19 protein-coding genes and 1 pseudogene are annotated in these 12,972 nt (G+C 71.9%); 14 read left to right on the top strand and 6 right to left on the bottom strand.

What is annotated here, in order from left to right:
- Positions 1–14 precede the first annotated feature (14 nt).
- Positions 15–284, top strand: coding sequence for a ZIP family metal transporter (locus E2C04_RS18655; RefSeq protein WP_202977728.1), 270 nt, complete (start codon positions 15–17; stop codon positions 282–284).
- An 84-nt stretch (positions 285–368) separates the two neighbouring features.
- Here E2C04_RS18655 and E2C04_RS09470 read toward each other — a convergent pair whose 3' ends face one another.
- The gene (locus E2C04_RS09470; RefSeq protein WP_135832399.1) at positions 369–2,114 is read right to left on the bottom strand and encodes a sensor histidine kinase; all 1,746 of its coding nucleotides are present in this window, start codon (positions 2,112–2,114) and stop codon (positions 369–371) included.
- 385 nt (positions 2,115–2,499) lie between these two features.
- On the opposite strand from E2C04_RS09470, the gene E2C04_RS19755 reads away from it, so the two are divergent.
- The 3 genes from E2C04_RS19755 to E2C04_RS09460 are packed head-to-tail and all read left to right on the top strand — an operon-like array spanning position 2,500 to position 4,801.
- Positions 2,500–2,907 carry a hypothetical protein gene (locus E2C04_RS19755; protein ID WP_238694554.1) on the top strand — a complete coding sequence of 136 codons (408 nt, stop codon included), beginning with the start codon at positions 2,500–2,502 and terminating at the stop codon, positions 2,905–2,907.
- A complete protein-coding gene (locus E2C04_RS09465; protein ID WP_238694507.1) occupies positions 2,796–4,526 on the top strand; it encodes an ABC transporter substrate-binding protein in 1,731 nt (576 codons plus the stop codon). The genes E2C04_RS19755 and E2C04_RS09465 overlap by 112 nt, the downstream gene beginning before the upstream one ends.
- A gap of 20 nt (positions 4,527–4,546) precedes the next feature.
- Positions 4,547–4,801 (top strand): TraR/DksA family transcriptional regulator, encoded by a 255-nt coding sequence (locus E2C04_RS09460; protein ID WP_238694222.1) that lies wholly within the window; start codon positions 4,547–4,549, stop codon positions 4,799–4,801.
- 10 nt (positions 4,802–4,811) lie between these two features.
- Here E2C04_RS09460 and E2C04_RS09455 read toward each other — a convergent pair whose 3' ends face one another.
- The 3 genes and pseudogenes from E2C04_RS09455 to E2C04_RS17725 form a co-directional block, all read right to left on the bottom strand.
- A complete protein-coding gene (locus E2C04_RS09455; protein ID WP_135832397.1) occupies positions 4,812–5,462 on the bottom strand; it encodes a LysE family transporter in 651 nt (216 codons plus the stop codon).
- 21 nt (positions 5,463–5,483) lie between these two features.
- Positions 5,484–6,227 (bottom strand): hypothetical protein, encoded by a 744-nt coding sequence (locus E2C04_RS09450; RefSeq protein WP_135832396.1) that lies wholly within the window; start codon positions 6,225–6,227, stop codon positions 5,484–5,486.
- 89 nt (positions 6,228–6,316) lie between these two features.
- Positions 6,317–6,469: pseudogene (locus E2C04_RS17725) on the bottom strand (zinc-binding dehydrogenase); the annotation flags it as partial.
- Here E2C04_RS17725 and E2C04_RS09440 point away from each other — a divergent pair.
- The 3 genes from E2C04_RS09440 to E2C04_RS09430 all read left to right on the top strand — a co-directional run bounded on the left by E2C04_RS09440 (position 6,446) and on the right by E2C04_RS09430 (position 8,246).
- A complete protein-coding gene (locus E2C04_RS09440; RefSeq protein WP_275106583.1) occupies positions 6,446–7,018 on the top strand; it encodes an isochorismatase family protein in 573 nt (190 codons plus the stop codon). The pseudogene E2C04_RS17725 and the gene E2C04_RS09440 overlap by 24 nt on opposite strands.
- Positions 7,018–7,596: a hypothetical protein gene (locus tag E2C04_RS09435; RefSeq protein WP_135832394.1), complete on the top strand. Its 579-nt coding sequence runs from the start codon at positions 7,018–7,020 to the stop codon at positions 7,594–7,596. The genes E2C04_RS09440 and E2C04_RS09435 overlap by 1 nt, the downstream gene beginning before the upstream one ends.
- Positions 7,597–7,667: 71 nt before the next feature.
- Positions 7,668–8,246, top strand: coding sequence for a hypothetical protein (locus E2C04_RS09430; RefSeq protein WP_135832393.1), 579 nt, complete (start codon positions 7,668–7,670; stop codon positions 8,244–8,246).
- Positions 8,247–8,324: 78 nt separating this feature from the next.
- Here E2C04_RS09430 and E2C04_RS09425 read toward each other — a convergent pair whose 3' ends face one another.
- The gene (locus tag E2C04_RS09425; RefSeq protein ID WP_135832392.1) at positions 8,325–8,612 is read right to left on the bottom strand and encodes a hypothetical protein; all 288 of its coding nucleotides are present in this window, start codon (positions 8,610–8,612) and stop codon (positions 8,325–8,327) included.
- A 20-nt stretch (positions 8,613–8,632) separates the two neighbouring features.
- Here E2C04_RS09425 and E2C04_RS09420 point away from each other — a divergent pair, with 20 nt between their 5' ends.
- Both E2C04_RS09420 and E2C04_RS09415 read left to right on the top strand, forming a co-directional pair.
- Positions 8,633–9,013 (top strand): hypothetical protein, encoded by a 381-nt coding sequence (locus E2C04_RS09420; protein ID WP_135832391.1) that lies wholly within the window; start codon positions 8,633–8,635, stop codon positions 9,011–9,013.
- A gap of 92 nt (positions 9,014–9,105) precedes the next feature.
- Complete coding sequence (locus E2C04_RS09415; protein ID WP_135832390.1) at positions 9,106–9,336, top strand: hypothetical protein; 231 nt, start codon at positions 9,106–9,108, stop codon at positions 9,334–9,336.
- 82 nt (positions 9,337–9,418) lie between these two features.
- Here the strand turns inward: E2C04_RS09415 and E2C04_RS09410 are convergent, their stop codons facing one another.
- Positions 9,419–10,057: a GntR family transcriptional regulator gene (locus tag E2C04_RS09410; protein ID WP_158630648.1), complete on the bottom strand. Its 639-nt coding sequence runs from the start codon at positions 10,055–10,057 to the stop codon at positions 9,419–9,421.
- A gap of 181 nt (positions 10,058–10,238) precedes the next feature.
- Here E2C04_RS09410 and E2C04_RS18085 point away from each other — a divergent pair, with 181 nt between their 5' ends.
- From E2C04_RS18085 to E2C04_RS09390, 5 genes are all read left to right on the top strand, one after another.
- Complete coding sequence (locus E2C04_RS18085; RefSeq protein WP_170213502.1) at positions 10,239–10,373, top strand: flavin reductase family protein; 135 nt, start codon at positions 10,239–10,241, stop codon at positions 10,371–10,373.
- On the top strand, positions 10,370–10,837 hold the full coding sequence (locus E2C04_RS09405; protein WP_158630647.1) for a neocarzinostatin apoprotein domain-containing protein: 468 nt from the start codon (positions 10,370–10,372) through the stop codon (positions 10,835–10,837). The genes E2C04_RS18085 and E2C04_RS09405 overlap by 4 nt, the downstream gene beginning before the upstream one ends.
- A 499-nt stretch (positions 10,838–11,336) precedes the next feature.
- Positions 11,337–12,071 carry a FadR/GntR family transcriptional regulator gene (locus E2C04_RS09400; RefSeq protein WP_135832387.1) on the top strand — a complete coding sequence of 245 codons (735 nt, stop codon included), beginning with the start codon at positions 11,337–11,339 and terminating at the stop codon, positions 12,069–12,071.
- Positions 12,072–12,129: 58 nt separating this feature from the next.
- Positions 12,130–12,369 carry a hypothetical protein gene (locus E2C04_RS09395; RefSeq protein ID WP_135832386.1) on the top strand — a complete coding sequence of 80 codons (240 nt, stop codon included), beginning with the start codon at positions 12,130–12,132 and terminating at the stop codon, positions 12,367–12,369.
- 11 nt (positions 12,370–12,380) lie between these two features.
- Positions 12,381–12,737, top strand: a complete 357-nt coding sequence (locus tag E2C04_RS09390; protein WP_135832385.1) for a VOC family protein — start codon at positions 12,381–12,383, stop codon at positions 12,735–12,737.
- The last annotated feature ends 235 nt before the right edge of the window (positions 12,738–12,972 follow it).

Genomic DNA, 12,972 nt, shown 5'->3' with positions numbered 1-12,972 from the left:
CGAGTGCGGCCGGCATGAAGCGCAGTGGCCGCAGCGCGCGCTACGTCTTCGGGGTGTGGGGCTCGATCGCCGCCGCGAGTGGGGTGGCCGGGCTGCTCGGTGCGCTGCTGCTCGACGGCGCGGCTCCGGAGGTCGTCGCCGTGATCACTGCCCTGGCCGCCGGTGCCATCCTGGCCATGGTGGCCGACACGATGATCCCCGAGGCCTTCGAGCGCACCCATCTCTACGCGGGGCTGATCGCCACGGTCGGCTTCATCCTGGCCTTCTCGATCGGGCGCGCCTGAAGCAGGTGCCTGCCACGCGCACGGCCCGCGTACGACCACGAGCCGGACAGGTCGTGCGCGGTCGGTCGGCTCAGGCGGAGAGGGTCATCCGCGCGGGCGGGCGGTGGCTGGGGTGGGTGAGTCGGCGGCCGGCAGGGTGAACCAGAAGGTCGCGCCGTCGCCGTCGCTCTCGGCCCACATGCGGCCGCCGTGCTGGTGCACGATGAGCTGCGAGATGGAGAGACCCAGGCCCGCGCCGCCCTTCTCGCGGCTGTCGTCCTTCTCGATCTGGTGGAACCGTCTGAAGATGGTCTCCAGCTGGTCGGACGGGATCCCGCGACCCTGGTCGCGCACCGAGACCACGACCTCCTCGGCCTGACGTCGTGCACGCACGACCACCTGGGTGCCACCGTCGGAGAACTTCAACGCGTTGCCCAGGAGGTTGACGAGCACCTGCACGATCGGGTCGGGCTCGCACACCACGGAGGCCTCCGCCAGGTCGATGCGCAGCTCCACCGCGTGCTGGGCGGCGAGGGGCGCCAGCGTCTGCACCGCCTCGGTGACCAGACGTTCGACTGGCTGGACGCTGGGGTCGTGGGCGAAGGCTCCGCTGTCCAGCTTCTCCAGGTCGATGATGTCGTCGACGAGTCGGGAGAGTCGCTCGCTGCCGCGGCTGGCGATGGTGACGATGCGTTGCGCCGTCGGGTTCAGCTCGCCGGCGTCCCCGTCCTGGAGCATCTCCAGCCCGCCGCGGATCGCCGCCAACGGCGTGCGCAGCTCGTGGCTGGTGGCAGTGATGAACTCCCGTTTGCGGGCGTCGAGGCGTTCGTAGTGCGCCGTGAGCTCCCTCAGCTCCTGGGTGCGCTCGTCGATCCGCCGTTCGAGGGCGCCGCGCAGCTTCCACGAGGCGCTCGTCAGGGCGACCTGACGGACGCTGAGGATGACGACCGTGAGGAGTCCCAGCGCCGCGGAGACCACGTCGCGCGGCCCGACCACGGCGGCGAGCGCGAGTGCGCCGAGGCCGAAGAGGTCGGCCAGCACGGGGGTGAACGAACCTGACAGGTGGCGCCGCAGCTCTCGCCGAGGCGTCGGGGTGGCAGCGGCGACCGCCGCGGCAGCCGCCAGGAGGAGGGGCGCCAGCGTGTAGCAGGCGTCCACCCAGGTGCCTGCCAGGTCGGCACCGCTGACCGAGAGGAAGGCGTACCCGTTGTCGCCCCAGGCGTAGACGACGTACGCCAGGCCCATCAGCGTGGCGTCAGGCCGTTGCCCGCCGCGGCTACGGGCCAGCACCAGCACCATCAGTGCCGCGCACCAGGTGGAGATCAGCGGATAGATGCTGAGGATGGTGACGGTGACGAGCTCGAGACCGGCCCCGTGCACGTGGCGCAGCACGAGCGTGTGGACGACGAGGGCGACGGAGGCGACGAGCAGCGCGGCGTCGATCAGCAGCGGGCGCCACATTCCGCGCGAGAGCTCGAGGATCGGGTAGCACAGCAGCCCGAGGCCAGCGGGCACGAAGGCGATCAGGTAGACGATGTCGGCCAGGCTCGGCTGGGGGCTCCCGCCGAGGAGTCCGGAGTAGAGCGCGTCCCCCACGGCGTAGATGCCCAGGTAGAGACCGAGCATGCTCCAGGAGAAACGCATCGCCCCGCGCCTGAGCAGTGCCGTGCGCGCGGCGAGGGCGGCCGCCACCAGCGCCGTCATGACCCCCAGGGAGCCAGGGGAGATCCCGGCCTGCCCTCCAGCCGGCAGGACCACCAGGGGCACCGCCACGAGAGCCAGCACCAGCAGGGCACCGAGGATGATGGCGAGCGAGCGTGATGACCTCACGTTGGCCTGGGTGTTGCTCACGTCTTTCGTCCACTTCCGAGATGTCACGTCGAGGCAACACGTCGACGTGCCGCTGGTCGATGGTCGCACCCGGGCCGGTCCCGTCGAGGGTGATCGAGCGATTCACCACGCCTGGGTGACAGACCTCACCGACTTCGTCGAGCGGGACGACCTCGGCCCTCTGCGCCTTCGTCCAGCTTGCGGCGCAGCAACGCCTCGTGGCGGCACAGGAGCCACGTGCCCGCAGCCCCGAGCTCAGCGTCGTACGTCGACCCGCCGGTCCGCAAGCATCACTCGGACCGTTGTGCTGATGGGGGTTTTCTGACGCAATCTGTAGCGGCAATTACGCTGAGTGCATGGGGTGCGGTAGCGTTCTATTGCAAACACTTCGCAACAAGGAGCGCCCATGTCCCGCCTTGCCCTCCGTCGCACCCTGCGCCTGCCGGCCGCCGCGCTCGCGGTTGTCCTGATCGCCTCGGGTTGCGCCACCGACGACAGCCGCAGCACTGCCGCTCCGACCGAGCTGCGGCTGGCCATCGGCGGGGAGTCCGAGGAGGGGTACGACCCGACGCTCGGCTGGGGGCGCTACGGGTCGCCGCTCTTCCAGTCGACGCTCCTGAAGCGCAACGCCGACCTGTCGATCGGCACGGACCTGGCGACCGACTACTCGGTCAGCGACGACGCCTCGTCTGGACGGTCGACATCCGCGACGACGCGGAGTTCACCGACGGCGAACCGGTCACGGCCGAGGACGTGGCCTACACCTTCACCACGGCGGCGAAGGAGGGTGGACTCACCGACGTCACGTCGCTGAGGTCGGCCAAGGCCGTCGACGACGACACCGTCGAGCTCACGCTGGTGAAGCCGCAGTCGACCTTCGTCAACCGCCTCGTCAGCCTGGGCATCGTGCCGGAGCACGCCCACGGCAAGGACTACGCGCAGAAGCCGGTCGGCTCGGGCCCGTTCACCTTGGTCGACTGGGCCAAGGGGGAGCAGCTCGTGGTCGCGCGCAACGACGACTACTACGGCGAGAAGTCGCCCTTCGAGCGGATCGTCTTCGTCTTCACCGACGAGGACGCCTCGCTGGCGGCCGCCCGCACCGGCGAGGTCCACCTGGCCGGGCTTCCCGCCTCCTTGGCGACCCAGGAGATCCCCGGCATGCGGCTCGAGGCGATCACCTCGATCGACAACCGCGGTCTGCACTTCGTGACGGTCCCGAAGGAGGGCAGGAAGTCGCCTGCGGGGCTGCCGATCGGCAACGACGTCACCGCCGACAGGGCGATCCGGCAGGCCGTGAACTACGCGGTCGACCGGCAGGCACTCGTCGACGGCGTGCTCGAGGGCTTCGGCTCCCCGGCGAGCGGCCCCGTGGACAACTCGCCGTGGTTCAACCCTGACTCCGCGATCGAGGACGCCGACGTCGACAGGGCCGAGCAGCTGCTGGCCGACGCTGGCTGGGCCGACACGGACGGGGACGGCGTCGTGGAGAAGGGCGGACTCGACGCGGCCTTCACGCTGCTCTACCCCGCAGGCGACTCCCTGCGGCAGGGACTCGCCCTGAGCGTCGTCGACCAGGTGAAGCCCGCGGGCATCAAGATCACCACCGAGGGAGTCAGCTGGGACGAGATCTACCAGCGCCTGCACACCGACTCTGTGCTCTTCGGCTGGGGTTCGCACGACCCCTACGAGATGTACTCGCTCTACAAGTCCGACCTGGCCGGCACCGACCTGCTCAACGCCGGCTACTACTCCAGCAAGCCCGTCGACCGTCACCTCGACGCAGCGCTGGCCGCCACTGATCCCGACAGGGCGAACGAGGAGTGGAAGGCCGCCCAGCTCGACGCCCAGGGCAACGGCTTCACGGCCTCGGCCGACGCTGCGTGGGCATGGCTGGTCAACCTGGAGCACACCTACTTCGTCGACGACTGCCTCGACCTGGGTGAGCCGCACATCGAACCGCACGGCCACGGGTGGCCGATCACTGCGAGCATCTCGCAGTGGAGTGGAGCTGCTGACGGACCGGCGAGCGGCCGGGCCCAGCGTCCGGCCGCCCATCCGTCACTCGTCCGGGGTGGTGTGCTCCCGTTCCTGGTCCGGAGCCGTTTGCGGCGTGTCGTCGACGCCCGGGGTCGTCGACGGGTCCGCACCCGGCGGCGTCGGGTTGGCCTCCGGCTCGCTCACCGAGCCTGCCCCCTGCTGGTGGGCTGCGAGGTCGTCGTGCTCCTGGGGCTTGTCGTGGTGCGTCATCGATCCACCTTTCCTCTGGGCAGACCGGCCGTGGCCGGCCTTGCGGCGTGCGTGGCCTCGTACCCGCTGCGGGGCCGAGCCATGCCAGCGACCGTTGACCGACCGGGCACGATGGGCGCATGGACGAGGGACGGACCAGGCTCGAGCAGGAACGGGAACGTGTGCTGCACCGCCTTGCCGGGCTGACTCGCGACCACGACGCGATCGTGGCTGCCTCGCTGGACACGAACGCCGACGACGAGCACGACCCCGAGGGTGCGACGATCGCGTTCGAGCGCTCGCAGGTCGCAGCGCTGGCCACGCAGGCTCGTCGTCAGCTCGAGGAGGTCGACGAGGCGTTGGCCCGTGTTGACGCGGGCACCTACGGAGTCTGTGAGCGCTGCGGCGGGCCGATCCCGGCCGCCCGCCTCGAGGCGCGCCCGCTCGCGCGGACCTGCGTCACCTGCCCGGCAGCCCGCTGAACCCCAGGCGTCAGGCCGCCAGCCCGCTTGCGACGATCGCGCAGCCCAGCGCGATGACCACGGCCGACGCGAAGACTCCGACCGTCTCGGCAGCACGGGGGCCGAGGGAGCGCCCCGCGAACGCCCCGACGGCGGCCAGGAGTAGCTGCCAGGCCCACGACGACAACCCCACGGCGACGACGAAGACGAACGGTCCGACCCACGTCGTCGACCGCGAGCTGACGGCGCCCGCCAGGGCGACGAAGTAGACCAGCGTCATCGGGTTGACCGCGGTGAGGCCGACGAACTTCGCGTACGCAGCGGCAGGGGAGGTGCGCTCGACGGTCGTCGCCGGCGACGTACGCCGCCGCACCGCCACCGCGAGTTGGTGCACGCCGAGCGCCAGCACGACCACCCCCGAGACCACCAGGAAGACGCCCTGGTGGTCGGCGACCAGGGGCGCGACCGCGACGCCCGCGAGCGAGGCCACGAGGCAGTAGACGAGGTCGACGGTCGCGACTCCGCTGGCTCCCGCGGCGGCGACACGGAACCCGTTGGCCAGCCCCTCGCGCAGGAGCAGCGCCGCCACCGCCCCGAGCGGCATGGCCACGCCGAGTCCGGCGGCGACGCCGGCGGCGGCCGGGACGAGGATCTGGTCGAGCACGAGGACAGTCTCGGCCATGGAGGCCGGGGCGTCAGGGGTTCAGGAACCGGCGGCCAGCAACGTCGGGGTGCCGAACGGGGTCTCGTCCGTCGTCGCCGGTGCGGCTGCCTGCGGGGGCGCGAGGCGCCGCGTACGCCACAGGGTGACCGCACGGTCGACCACGACCCGCACGCTCTCCGCGCTGGTCACCAAGTCGTCGCGCAGGATTCCGGCTCCCGAGTCGGCGGCCCAGACGAAGCGGACGACGTCCTCGAAGAGCGCCCGGTCGGGTACGCGGGCGGCCACGTGGTCGCCCGCCACGCGGACCGACGCGCGGTCGGTCCACCGCGGCGACGCCTTGAAGCTGCGCGCAGCGAGCAGGCGCGAGATCTCGCGGGCGGCGAGGGGGATCGGGAAGGCAACCAGGGCGGCGACGCCCGGGTCGTCCGGTGCTCCGTCGAGGGCCGACCAGGCGATCCGCATGGCGAAGTCGGTGCGCTCGCGGCGGGGGAGTGCCAGCACGACCACGGCGTGCGAGGCGTGCACGAGGGCCGTACGCAGGTCGCCCAGGACCGTGGCCCCGTCGGCGTCGGGTGACTCGAGGGCGTCGAGCACGCGGTCGAAGGCCGCGACGGCCCCGAGCAGGCTGTGCCAGGCGATACGGCTGCACGGCAGCGGCGGGCAGGCGACGTCGTCGGAGGCCAGCGAGCTGTGCGGCTCGGGGACCTCCGGACCCTCCAGCGCCTCGTGCCACGGACGGGTCGCCGAGCGCAGGTCAACCACGCGCTCCTCGATCAGCCCCATGGCACCGATGCTAGTGAGCCGGACCCAACCTCGGGACCGCTTCGCAAAGATCTGCAAAGGGAGCCGGGTCACAGACCCGGCCCGGGAGGTCAGCGGACGGCGACCTCGACGACGACCTTGCCGACGTTGGCGCCGCTCATCATCGCCGCGAAGGCCGCGCCCGCGTGCTCGAGGCCGATGGTGCGGTCCTCGGGCATCACCAGCTCGCCCGACGCCAGCTGCGCGCCCACCTCGGCCCCGAGTCGCCGCTCTCCGACAAGGGTGGCCGTTTTGAGTCCGCTCGCGCCAGCGCGGCCCGCGTGGTCGACGCGGCGCGCACGGCCGGCGTACCGGTGCTCTTCACGCAGGTCGTGCTCCAGCCCGGGTTGGCCGACGCCGGCTTCTTCGCCAAGAAGGTGCCCTCGCTCAAGGTCTTCGAGGTGGGCAACCCGCTCGCGGACTTCCCTGAGGCCGGCCCCGCGCCGGTGCCCGGCGAGGTTGTCGTGGCCAAGCAGTACGCGTCGAGCTTCTTCGGCACCTCGCTCGCCTCCACGTTGCGCTCGATGGGCATCGACACCCCGTACCTCCTGGGTTTCTCGACCAGTGGCTGCGTGCGGGCCACCGCGCTCGACGCCCTCCAGCACGGCTTCCGTCCCCAGGTCGTCGCCGACGCGAGCGGCGACCGCGAGCCCGCCACGCACGAGCAGAACCTCTTCGACCTCAACGCCACGTACGCCGACGTCGTCACCGAGGCCGAGGTGCTCACGCGCTTCTCTGCCCTGGGTGCCCGGCCCGGCGAGAAGGAGAACTGATGACCCTCGTCGACCTGAGCTCCGAGACCCTCTCCTGGTTCGAGGCCGCCATCGCGGGCGCCGACCTCGAGGCCCGCATGTCGATGCTCCACGTCGACGAGGGGCGCGGGGTCCGTACCGTCCTGGTGGACTTCCCCGACGGGTGGCGACGTGACGCCGTGGGCACCCAGCCCGCCGGCGAGGAGATGGTCACCCTCAGCGGCGCGCTCCACGTCGCCGGGAAGCGAGCCGTGCCCGGCCACTACCTCGTGATCACCCCGCGCGCCCTGCGGGCCGACACCTGGACCGAGGACGGCACCCGCGCCGTCGTCATGTTCACCGGCGCCGGGGGTGGCTGGGTCGACGGCGAGGAGCTCGTCACGGGCTCCAGCACGCTGACGGCGCTGGAGCCCGGCTTCGTCCGCGAGCCCGTCGAGGGGCTGCACGGCCGGGTGGAGCTGCGCGACGACGTTGCCGGCGCCGTCCTCGACCAGGACGTCGAGGTGGTCTGGTTCGAGTCGCAGGCGTACGCCGTGGTGCCCGCGGGGGAGGCCGTGCCCGCCGGCGCGAACCGCGCCCTGGTGCGCTTCCTCGACTGACCTCGCGCTCGCGCCGCCCCACGGGTCGGCGAGAATGACAGCCGCCACCACGGACCGAGCAGGAGAACTCCATGAGCATCGTCGACCTGGCCAGTGACCATCACGAGTGGCTGGAGGCGTCGATCGCCGGCGCCGACCTGCCCGCCCGGATGTATCCGCTGCACGTCGACCTGCAGCGCGGCACCCGGACCGTGCTGTTGACCTTCCCCGACGGGTGGAACCGCCCCGCGACGGGAACGCAGCCGGCGGGTGAGGAGCTCGTCCCGTTGAGCGGTGGCCTGACGATGAGTGGCCAGCGGGTCGGCGTGGGTGAGGTGCTGGTGGTGACCCCGCGGGTGCTGCGCTCTGCGACCGCCAGCGAGCCGGGCACCAGGGCTGTGGTCTTCTACACCGGCTCCGGCGGCGGATGGGTCGACGGCGACTCGCTCGAGGCGGGCACCGTCTCGACGCGCACGCTGGGCGAGGGTGTCGTACGAGAGCCCGTGGACGGCCTGGCGGGCCGCCTCGAGCTGGTGCCCGAGGTCCCGGAGGACGGGTTCGACCAGGACGTCGAGGTCGTCTGGCTGCAGTCGCAGCAGTACGCCGTGGTCCCGCGCCGTGGCCTGCCGCCCCAGGTCGAGGGACCCGCGCTCGTCCGCTTCCTCGACTGACCTGCTGCCGCGTCGAGCAGGGACGACGAAGGGCTCCACCCCGCTCGGGTGGAGCCCTTCGTACGCCGTGCAGCAGCGTCAGTGGGTGACCAGCGCGTCCATCGCTGCACCGCCGCCGATGGCGAGCGCCTTGGCGGCGGCGTCGTCGTAGGTGTTCCTGATGCGCAGCGCGACCCAGATGCACAGGAAGAGCGGCGGCAGCAGCATGAACATGGCGTACTGGAGGCCGACGATGTCGGCGGCGATGCCGATCAGCAGCGGTCCGACCGAGCCGCCCAGGGTGACCAGGAAGGTCAGGACCGCGAAGCCCAGGCGGCGGCCGTTCGCCGGCAGCGCGTCGGCGTTGGCCGAGGTCATGTTGGGCATGGCGGCCGAGCAGCTCGACGGTGTCGCCCAGGTCGGTGGCCCACTCGGCGTGGCGTGCGCTGGAGTGCGGCTGCTTCTGGCGCAGCACGACCCCGTCGGCCGAGATCACCACGCCGACGTGGGCGTCGCCCTCGACCACCGAGGTGACCACCACGGACTCGGTGCCTGCCAGCGCCGACACGATGAAGTCCACGGTCAGGGTCGGCGACTCGTCGGCCGTGCCCACCCCCGCCGCGCGACGCCAGCTCGGGGAGCACGACGAGCTGCGTACCGGCGGCGATCGCCTGGGCGAGCACCGCGGTGGCGTCCTCCCCAGCCGCGGGGAGACGGAGGCAGCCGTGACCTCGGCGGCGCCGGCCGGGGCACGGCGACCGCGGGGCCCCTCTGCGATCGGGCCGTAGAGCTCGGGGCGTTCGACCTCGACCCGCTGCTCCTCGAGGGCGCGGCGGAGAACCGGCTCAACCTGGTCACGGCAGGACCTCGTACGCCTGGGGTGGCGGGCGGCGTCCTGGTGCCGCTCTCGCACAACTTCACCCTGTGGGGCGACGGCTGGGAGCGCCCCTTCGACGGGGCGATCAGCCGCCCCGAACCGGTCCTGGCCGAGGCCGGCCTCACCAGTGTGGTCCTGCGCCCGGAGTGCGCGGTCAACCGCTTCGTCTCCAAGGGCACCGACCTCGTCGACGGTCGCCCGTGGGGCCTGGCCGAGAGCATCGTCCGGGTCTGACGTCGACGCACGAAGGGCCGGCACCCGTCACGGGTGCCGGCCCATCGTCGTGCCCGGTGGCCTCGGGTGCGGGGGAGACCCGTCACTTGTCCCGGGCGGCGAGTGCCTGGAGCAGTGCCTGCTCGGAGCTGTCGAGGTGCGCGACCCACGCGTCACGCAGCTCCTCGGTACGCCCGGCGCGAGCCAGTTCGAGCAGCTCCTGGTGCTCGTCGATGCGGGCCTGCGTCTTCTCCGGCCCCTTGTCCAGGTCGCTCAGCAGCAGGTGGAGGTAGCGGTCCGACGAGGTCCACAGGAGCTCCAGCACCCGTCGGTCGGCCGTGCCCAGCACGTCGTCCAGGAAGGCGGCGTGGAAGGCGTGGTGGGCGGCAGCCAGGCGGGAGGCCTCGCGCTCGATGGTGGCGTATTCCTTCATCGCCGCGTCGGCACGCTCGAGGGTGGCGGCGTCCAGGCGCGGGGTGGCCTTGACGACCAGGTCGGCCTCGATGAGCTTGCGCAGGCTGTAAATGTTGCTGAGGTCGTCGGCGCTGAGGCTCGCCACCACGGCGGAGCGACCCGGGCGCAGGCTCACCACGCCCTCGCTCTCCAGGCGCCGCAGGGCCTCGCGCACGGGGATGTGGCTGACGTCGAACTCCTTGCAGAGCTCCACGATCGAGATGGTGGATCCCGGGGCGATGTCGCCGTTCAGGATCGCACGCTGCAGCTCTTCGGTGACTCGGTCCACCAGTGAGCGGTGACTGATGGAGCGCACTCGGGTGTCCGTACGTGCAGTCATGGGGCGGCCTCTCCAGGGAATCGCGGTCCTTTACATCATATAGCCGGGACGGTCCTGTGGGCGTTTGTTGCAAATGCGTGTTCGCACGAGGCTAGATATCGTATATTCTTCCTTGGGGGACGAGGTGCCCATGGTTGATCCCGCTACGTTCCGGGACGTGATGGCGCAGTGGCCCAGTGGGGTCACGATCGTGACCACCCTCGACGCCGACGGCGTCCGCAAGGGCATGACGGCCAGTTCGTTCTCAAGGACGGTCAGCAGGTGACCATCTCGGGCAGCGGCTTCAAGCCCGGCCTCAAGAGCATCGCCATCGGCCAGTGCGTCGACGGCATGAAGGGGCCGGCCGACTGCAACACGGCGGGCGGCGCCACGTTCGTCGACGCCGACGCCTCGGGCAAGATCCCGACCACGCAGATCGTGGTGAAGGAGAAGTTCAACACCTTCGACTGCACCAAGCAGAAGTGCGTCATCGGCCCGCAGCCCCTCCCGGGTGCGGAGGACGCAGCCACGGTGACCGCCAACTCGTTCTACAGCGACATCTCCTTCGGCGAGGTGGCCGCTGCCCCCACGGTCACCACCGGCGACGCCGCGCCCGCCGCCGGGGGCGAGCTCCCGCAGACCGGCCCCGGCGAGGAGCTGGCGGCCATCCTCTTCTTCGGCCTCCTCCTCTTCCTCCTCGGCGGTGCCACGCTGTGGTTCATGCCGCGTCGCGGCAACGGGGTCGCCTGATGGCCCCGGGCGCGCTGCTGCGCACCCTGGGTGCCGGCGCCCTGCTGCTCGGGCAGCACTGGCGACCAGGCGAGCGGGCCGTCGACCTCGGTCCGGGCCTGACGCAGCTGCCTGCGCGCGAGGCCACGGTGCCCCCGCGGCCTCCGGCACCGGACGCCTGGCTCTCGGAGGAGCTCGCCACCTGGATCGCGCCGCAACTGACCCCGACCCCGGTGGGGCCGTCGTTGGACCCCGTGCCTGCAGTGCCCGACTCCGTCGGGCAGCACTTCTACTTCTGCACCGGCACCCCGCAGGGCTACCCCTCACCGTCACCCGGGCCCGTTGCGACGTCCGGGGGATCGCCTACCGGCTCCTCCCCACGGGGCACGACGCGCCGCTCGTCGCACCCGACCTGGTGGTGGCCGAGCTGCTGCGCGTGGCCGGCGGTGCGCGATGAGGCCGTCGCCCGTGTGGTCCGCACCGCCTCTCGCGACCCGGTCGGGAGGCTAGGGTGCCCCCTATGCGACGTGAAGGCGGTGCTGCCGAGAAGGGGCCTGCGTACCAGGTGCTGGCCGACGCCCTGCGCAGCCAGATCCTCTCGGGCGAGCTCCGTTCCGGCGACCGGCTGCCTGCCGAGGCTGAGCTCTGCGAGCTGTACGGCGTCTCCCGGAGCACCGTGCGCGAGGCCCTGCGTGCCCTGACCACCGAGCGGCTGCTCGTCACCCGCCGGGGTGTGGCCGGCGGCTCCTTCGTCGCGGCCCCGCAGCCCGGCGACATCGCCGGCCTGGTGCAGTCGAGCCTGGCCCTGCTGACCTCGGCCGACTCGCTCTCGGTGGAGTCGTTGATCGAGGTGCGCTTCATGCTCGAGGTGCCAGCTGCCGGCCTGGCCGCTGCCCGGCACGCCGACGGCGACCTCGAGGCGCTCGAGGCGACGATGTTCGACCCCGACCTCACCGACCTCGACGCGATGTTCACCGCCAACCGCGACTTCCACCTGAGCCTGCTGCGCGCGACCGGCAACCCCGTGCTGGAGGCGGTCGCGGCGCCGATCTTCGGCGTCGTCTACGAGCGCTTCATCCGTCGCAACGCCCCCGACTCGTTCTGGGCGCAGGTCGACCACGACCACCGCGACATCCTCGACCGCGTGCGTGCCGGCGACGTGGCCGGCGCTGAGGAGGCCCAGCGCGCCCACCTGGGCGACATCCGGCCCACCTACGAGCAGATCGACCGCGAGCGTCGCGAGCGCGGCGCCTGACCCCTGGCTCCCCGGCTCGACCCGGGACCTGTCCCCCCACCTCTCCAGGTGACCTTTGATGAACAAGACCGTCCGCCTCGTCCTGGCCGTGCTCGGTGCTGCCGGAGTGGCCGCGCTGGTGGCCAGGCGCGCTGGCCTCATCGGCGGCGCCCCCGCCCCGAAGACCGGCGTGGCCACCGGCCTGCCGCTCTCGTGCCGCCTCAAGGGTCACGTGTGGCGCTCCCCGGGCAACAACACCCAGACGCCCACCCGCAAGACCTGCCAGAAGTGCCAGACCATCGACCTGCCGATGCCGTGATCCCCGGCCGCGTGCGCGCGGTCAACCACGTCGGCGTCAGCGTGCGCGACGTGGCCGTGGCCCGCGACTTCTTCATCCATGCCCTCGGGGCGCACGACCACGGAGGCTTCAGCTGGCCTGTGGGCACCGGGCCGGCCGACGAGTCACTCGCCCTGAGCGGCACGTCGGCCGAGGTGGCGCTGCTGCGCACCGAGACCGCTTTCATCGAGCTCTTGGCCTTCGGGTCGCCGACGCCGGGGGAGCGACCTCACGGTGCGCCCGGCGTCGAGTCCCTCGTGTGGGCCGTCGCCGACGTGCCGGCTGCCCTGGGGCTCGTGCCGCGCCGAACTCGTCGGCGGCGAGGTCCCACAGAGCCTGCAGCTGGCTGACGTCGGTGACGTCGGTGGCCCGTCCGACACGCCCTCGGTGCCGAGGGCCGCGACCGCGCCCTGGACCGCCTCCTCGCTGCGGCCGCAGACGACGACGCCGTAGCCCTGCCGGCGGAACTCGCGAGCCATCGCATGAACCGTGGGGCACCACGTGTCGGCTCGCTAGGGTGGTCAGGAGCCAGCGGACGCAGGAGGGGCAGTGGGGGCACCGGGGTACTTTCCACCCGACTCGATG

Origin of the sequence: Nocardioides daphniae (genome assembly GCF_004777465.1) — a bacterium.
Lineage (GTDB): Bacteria > Actinomycetota > Actinomycetes > Propionibacteriales > Nocardioidaceae > Nocardioides > Nocardioides daphniae.
The sequence above is the reverse complement of the archived record's forward strand: the minus strand, read 5'-3'. Positions and strand labels throughout refer to the sequence as shown.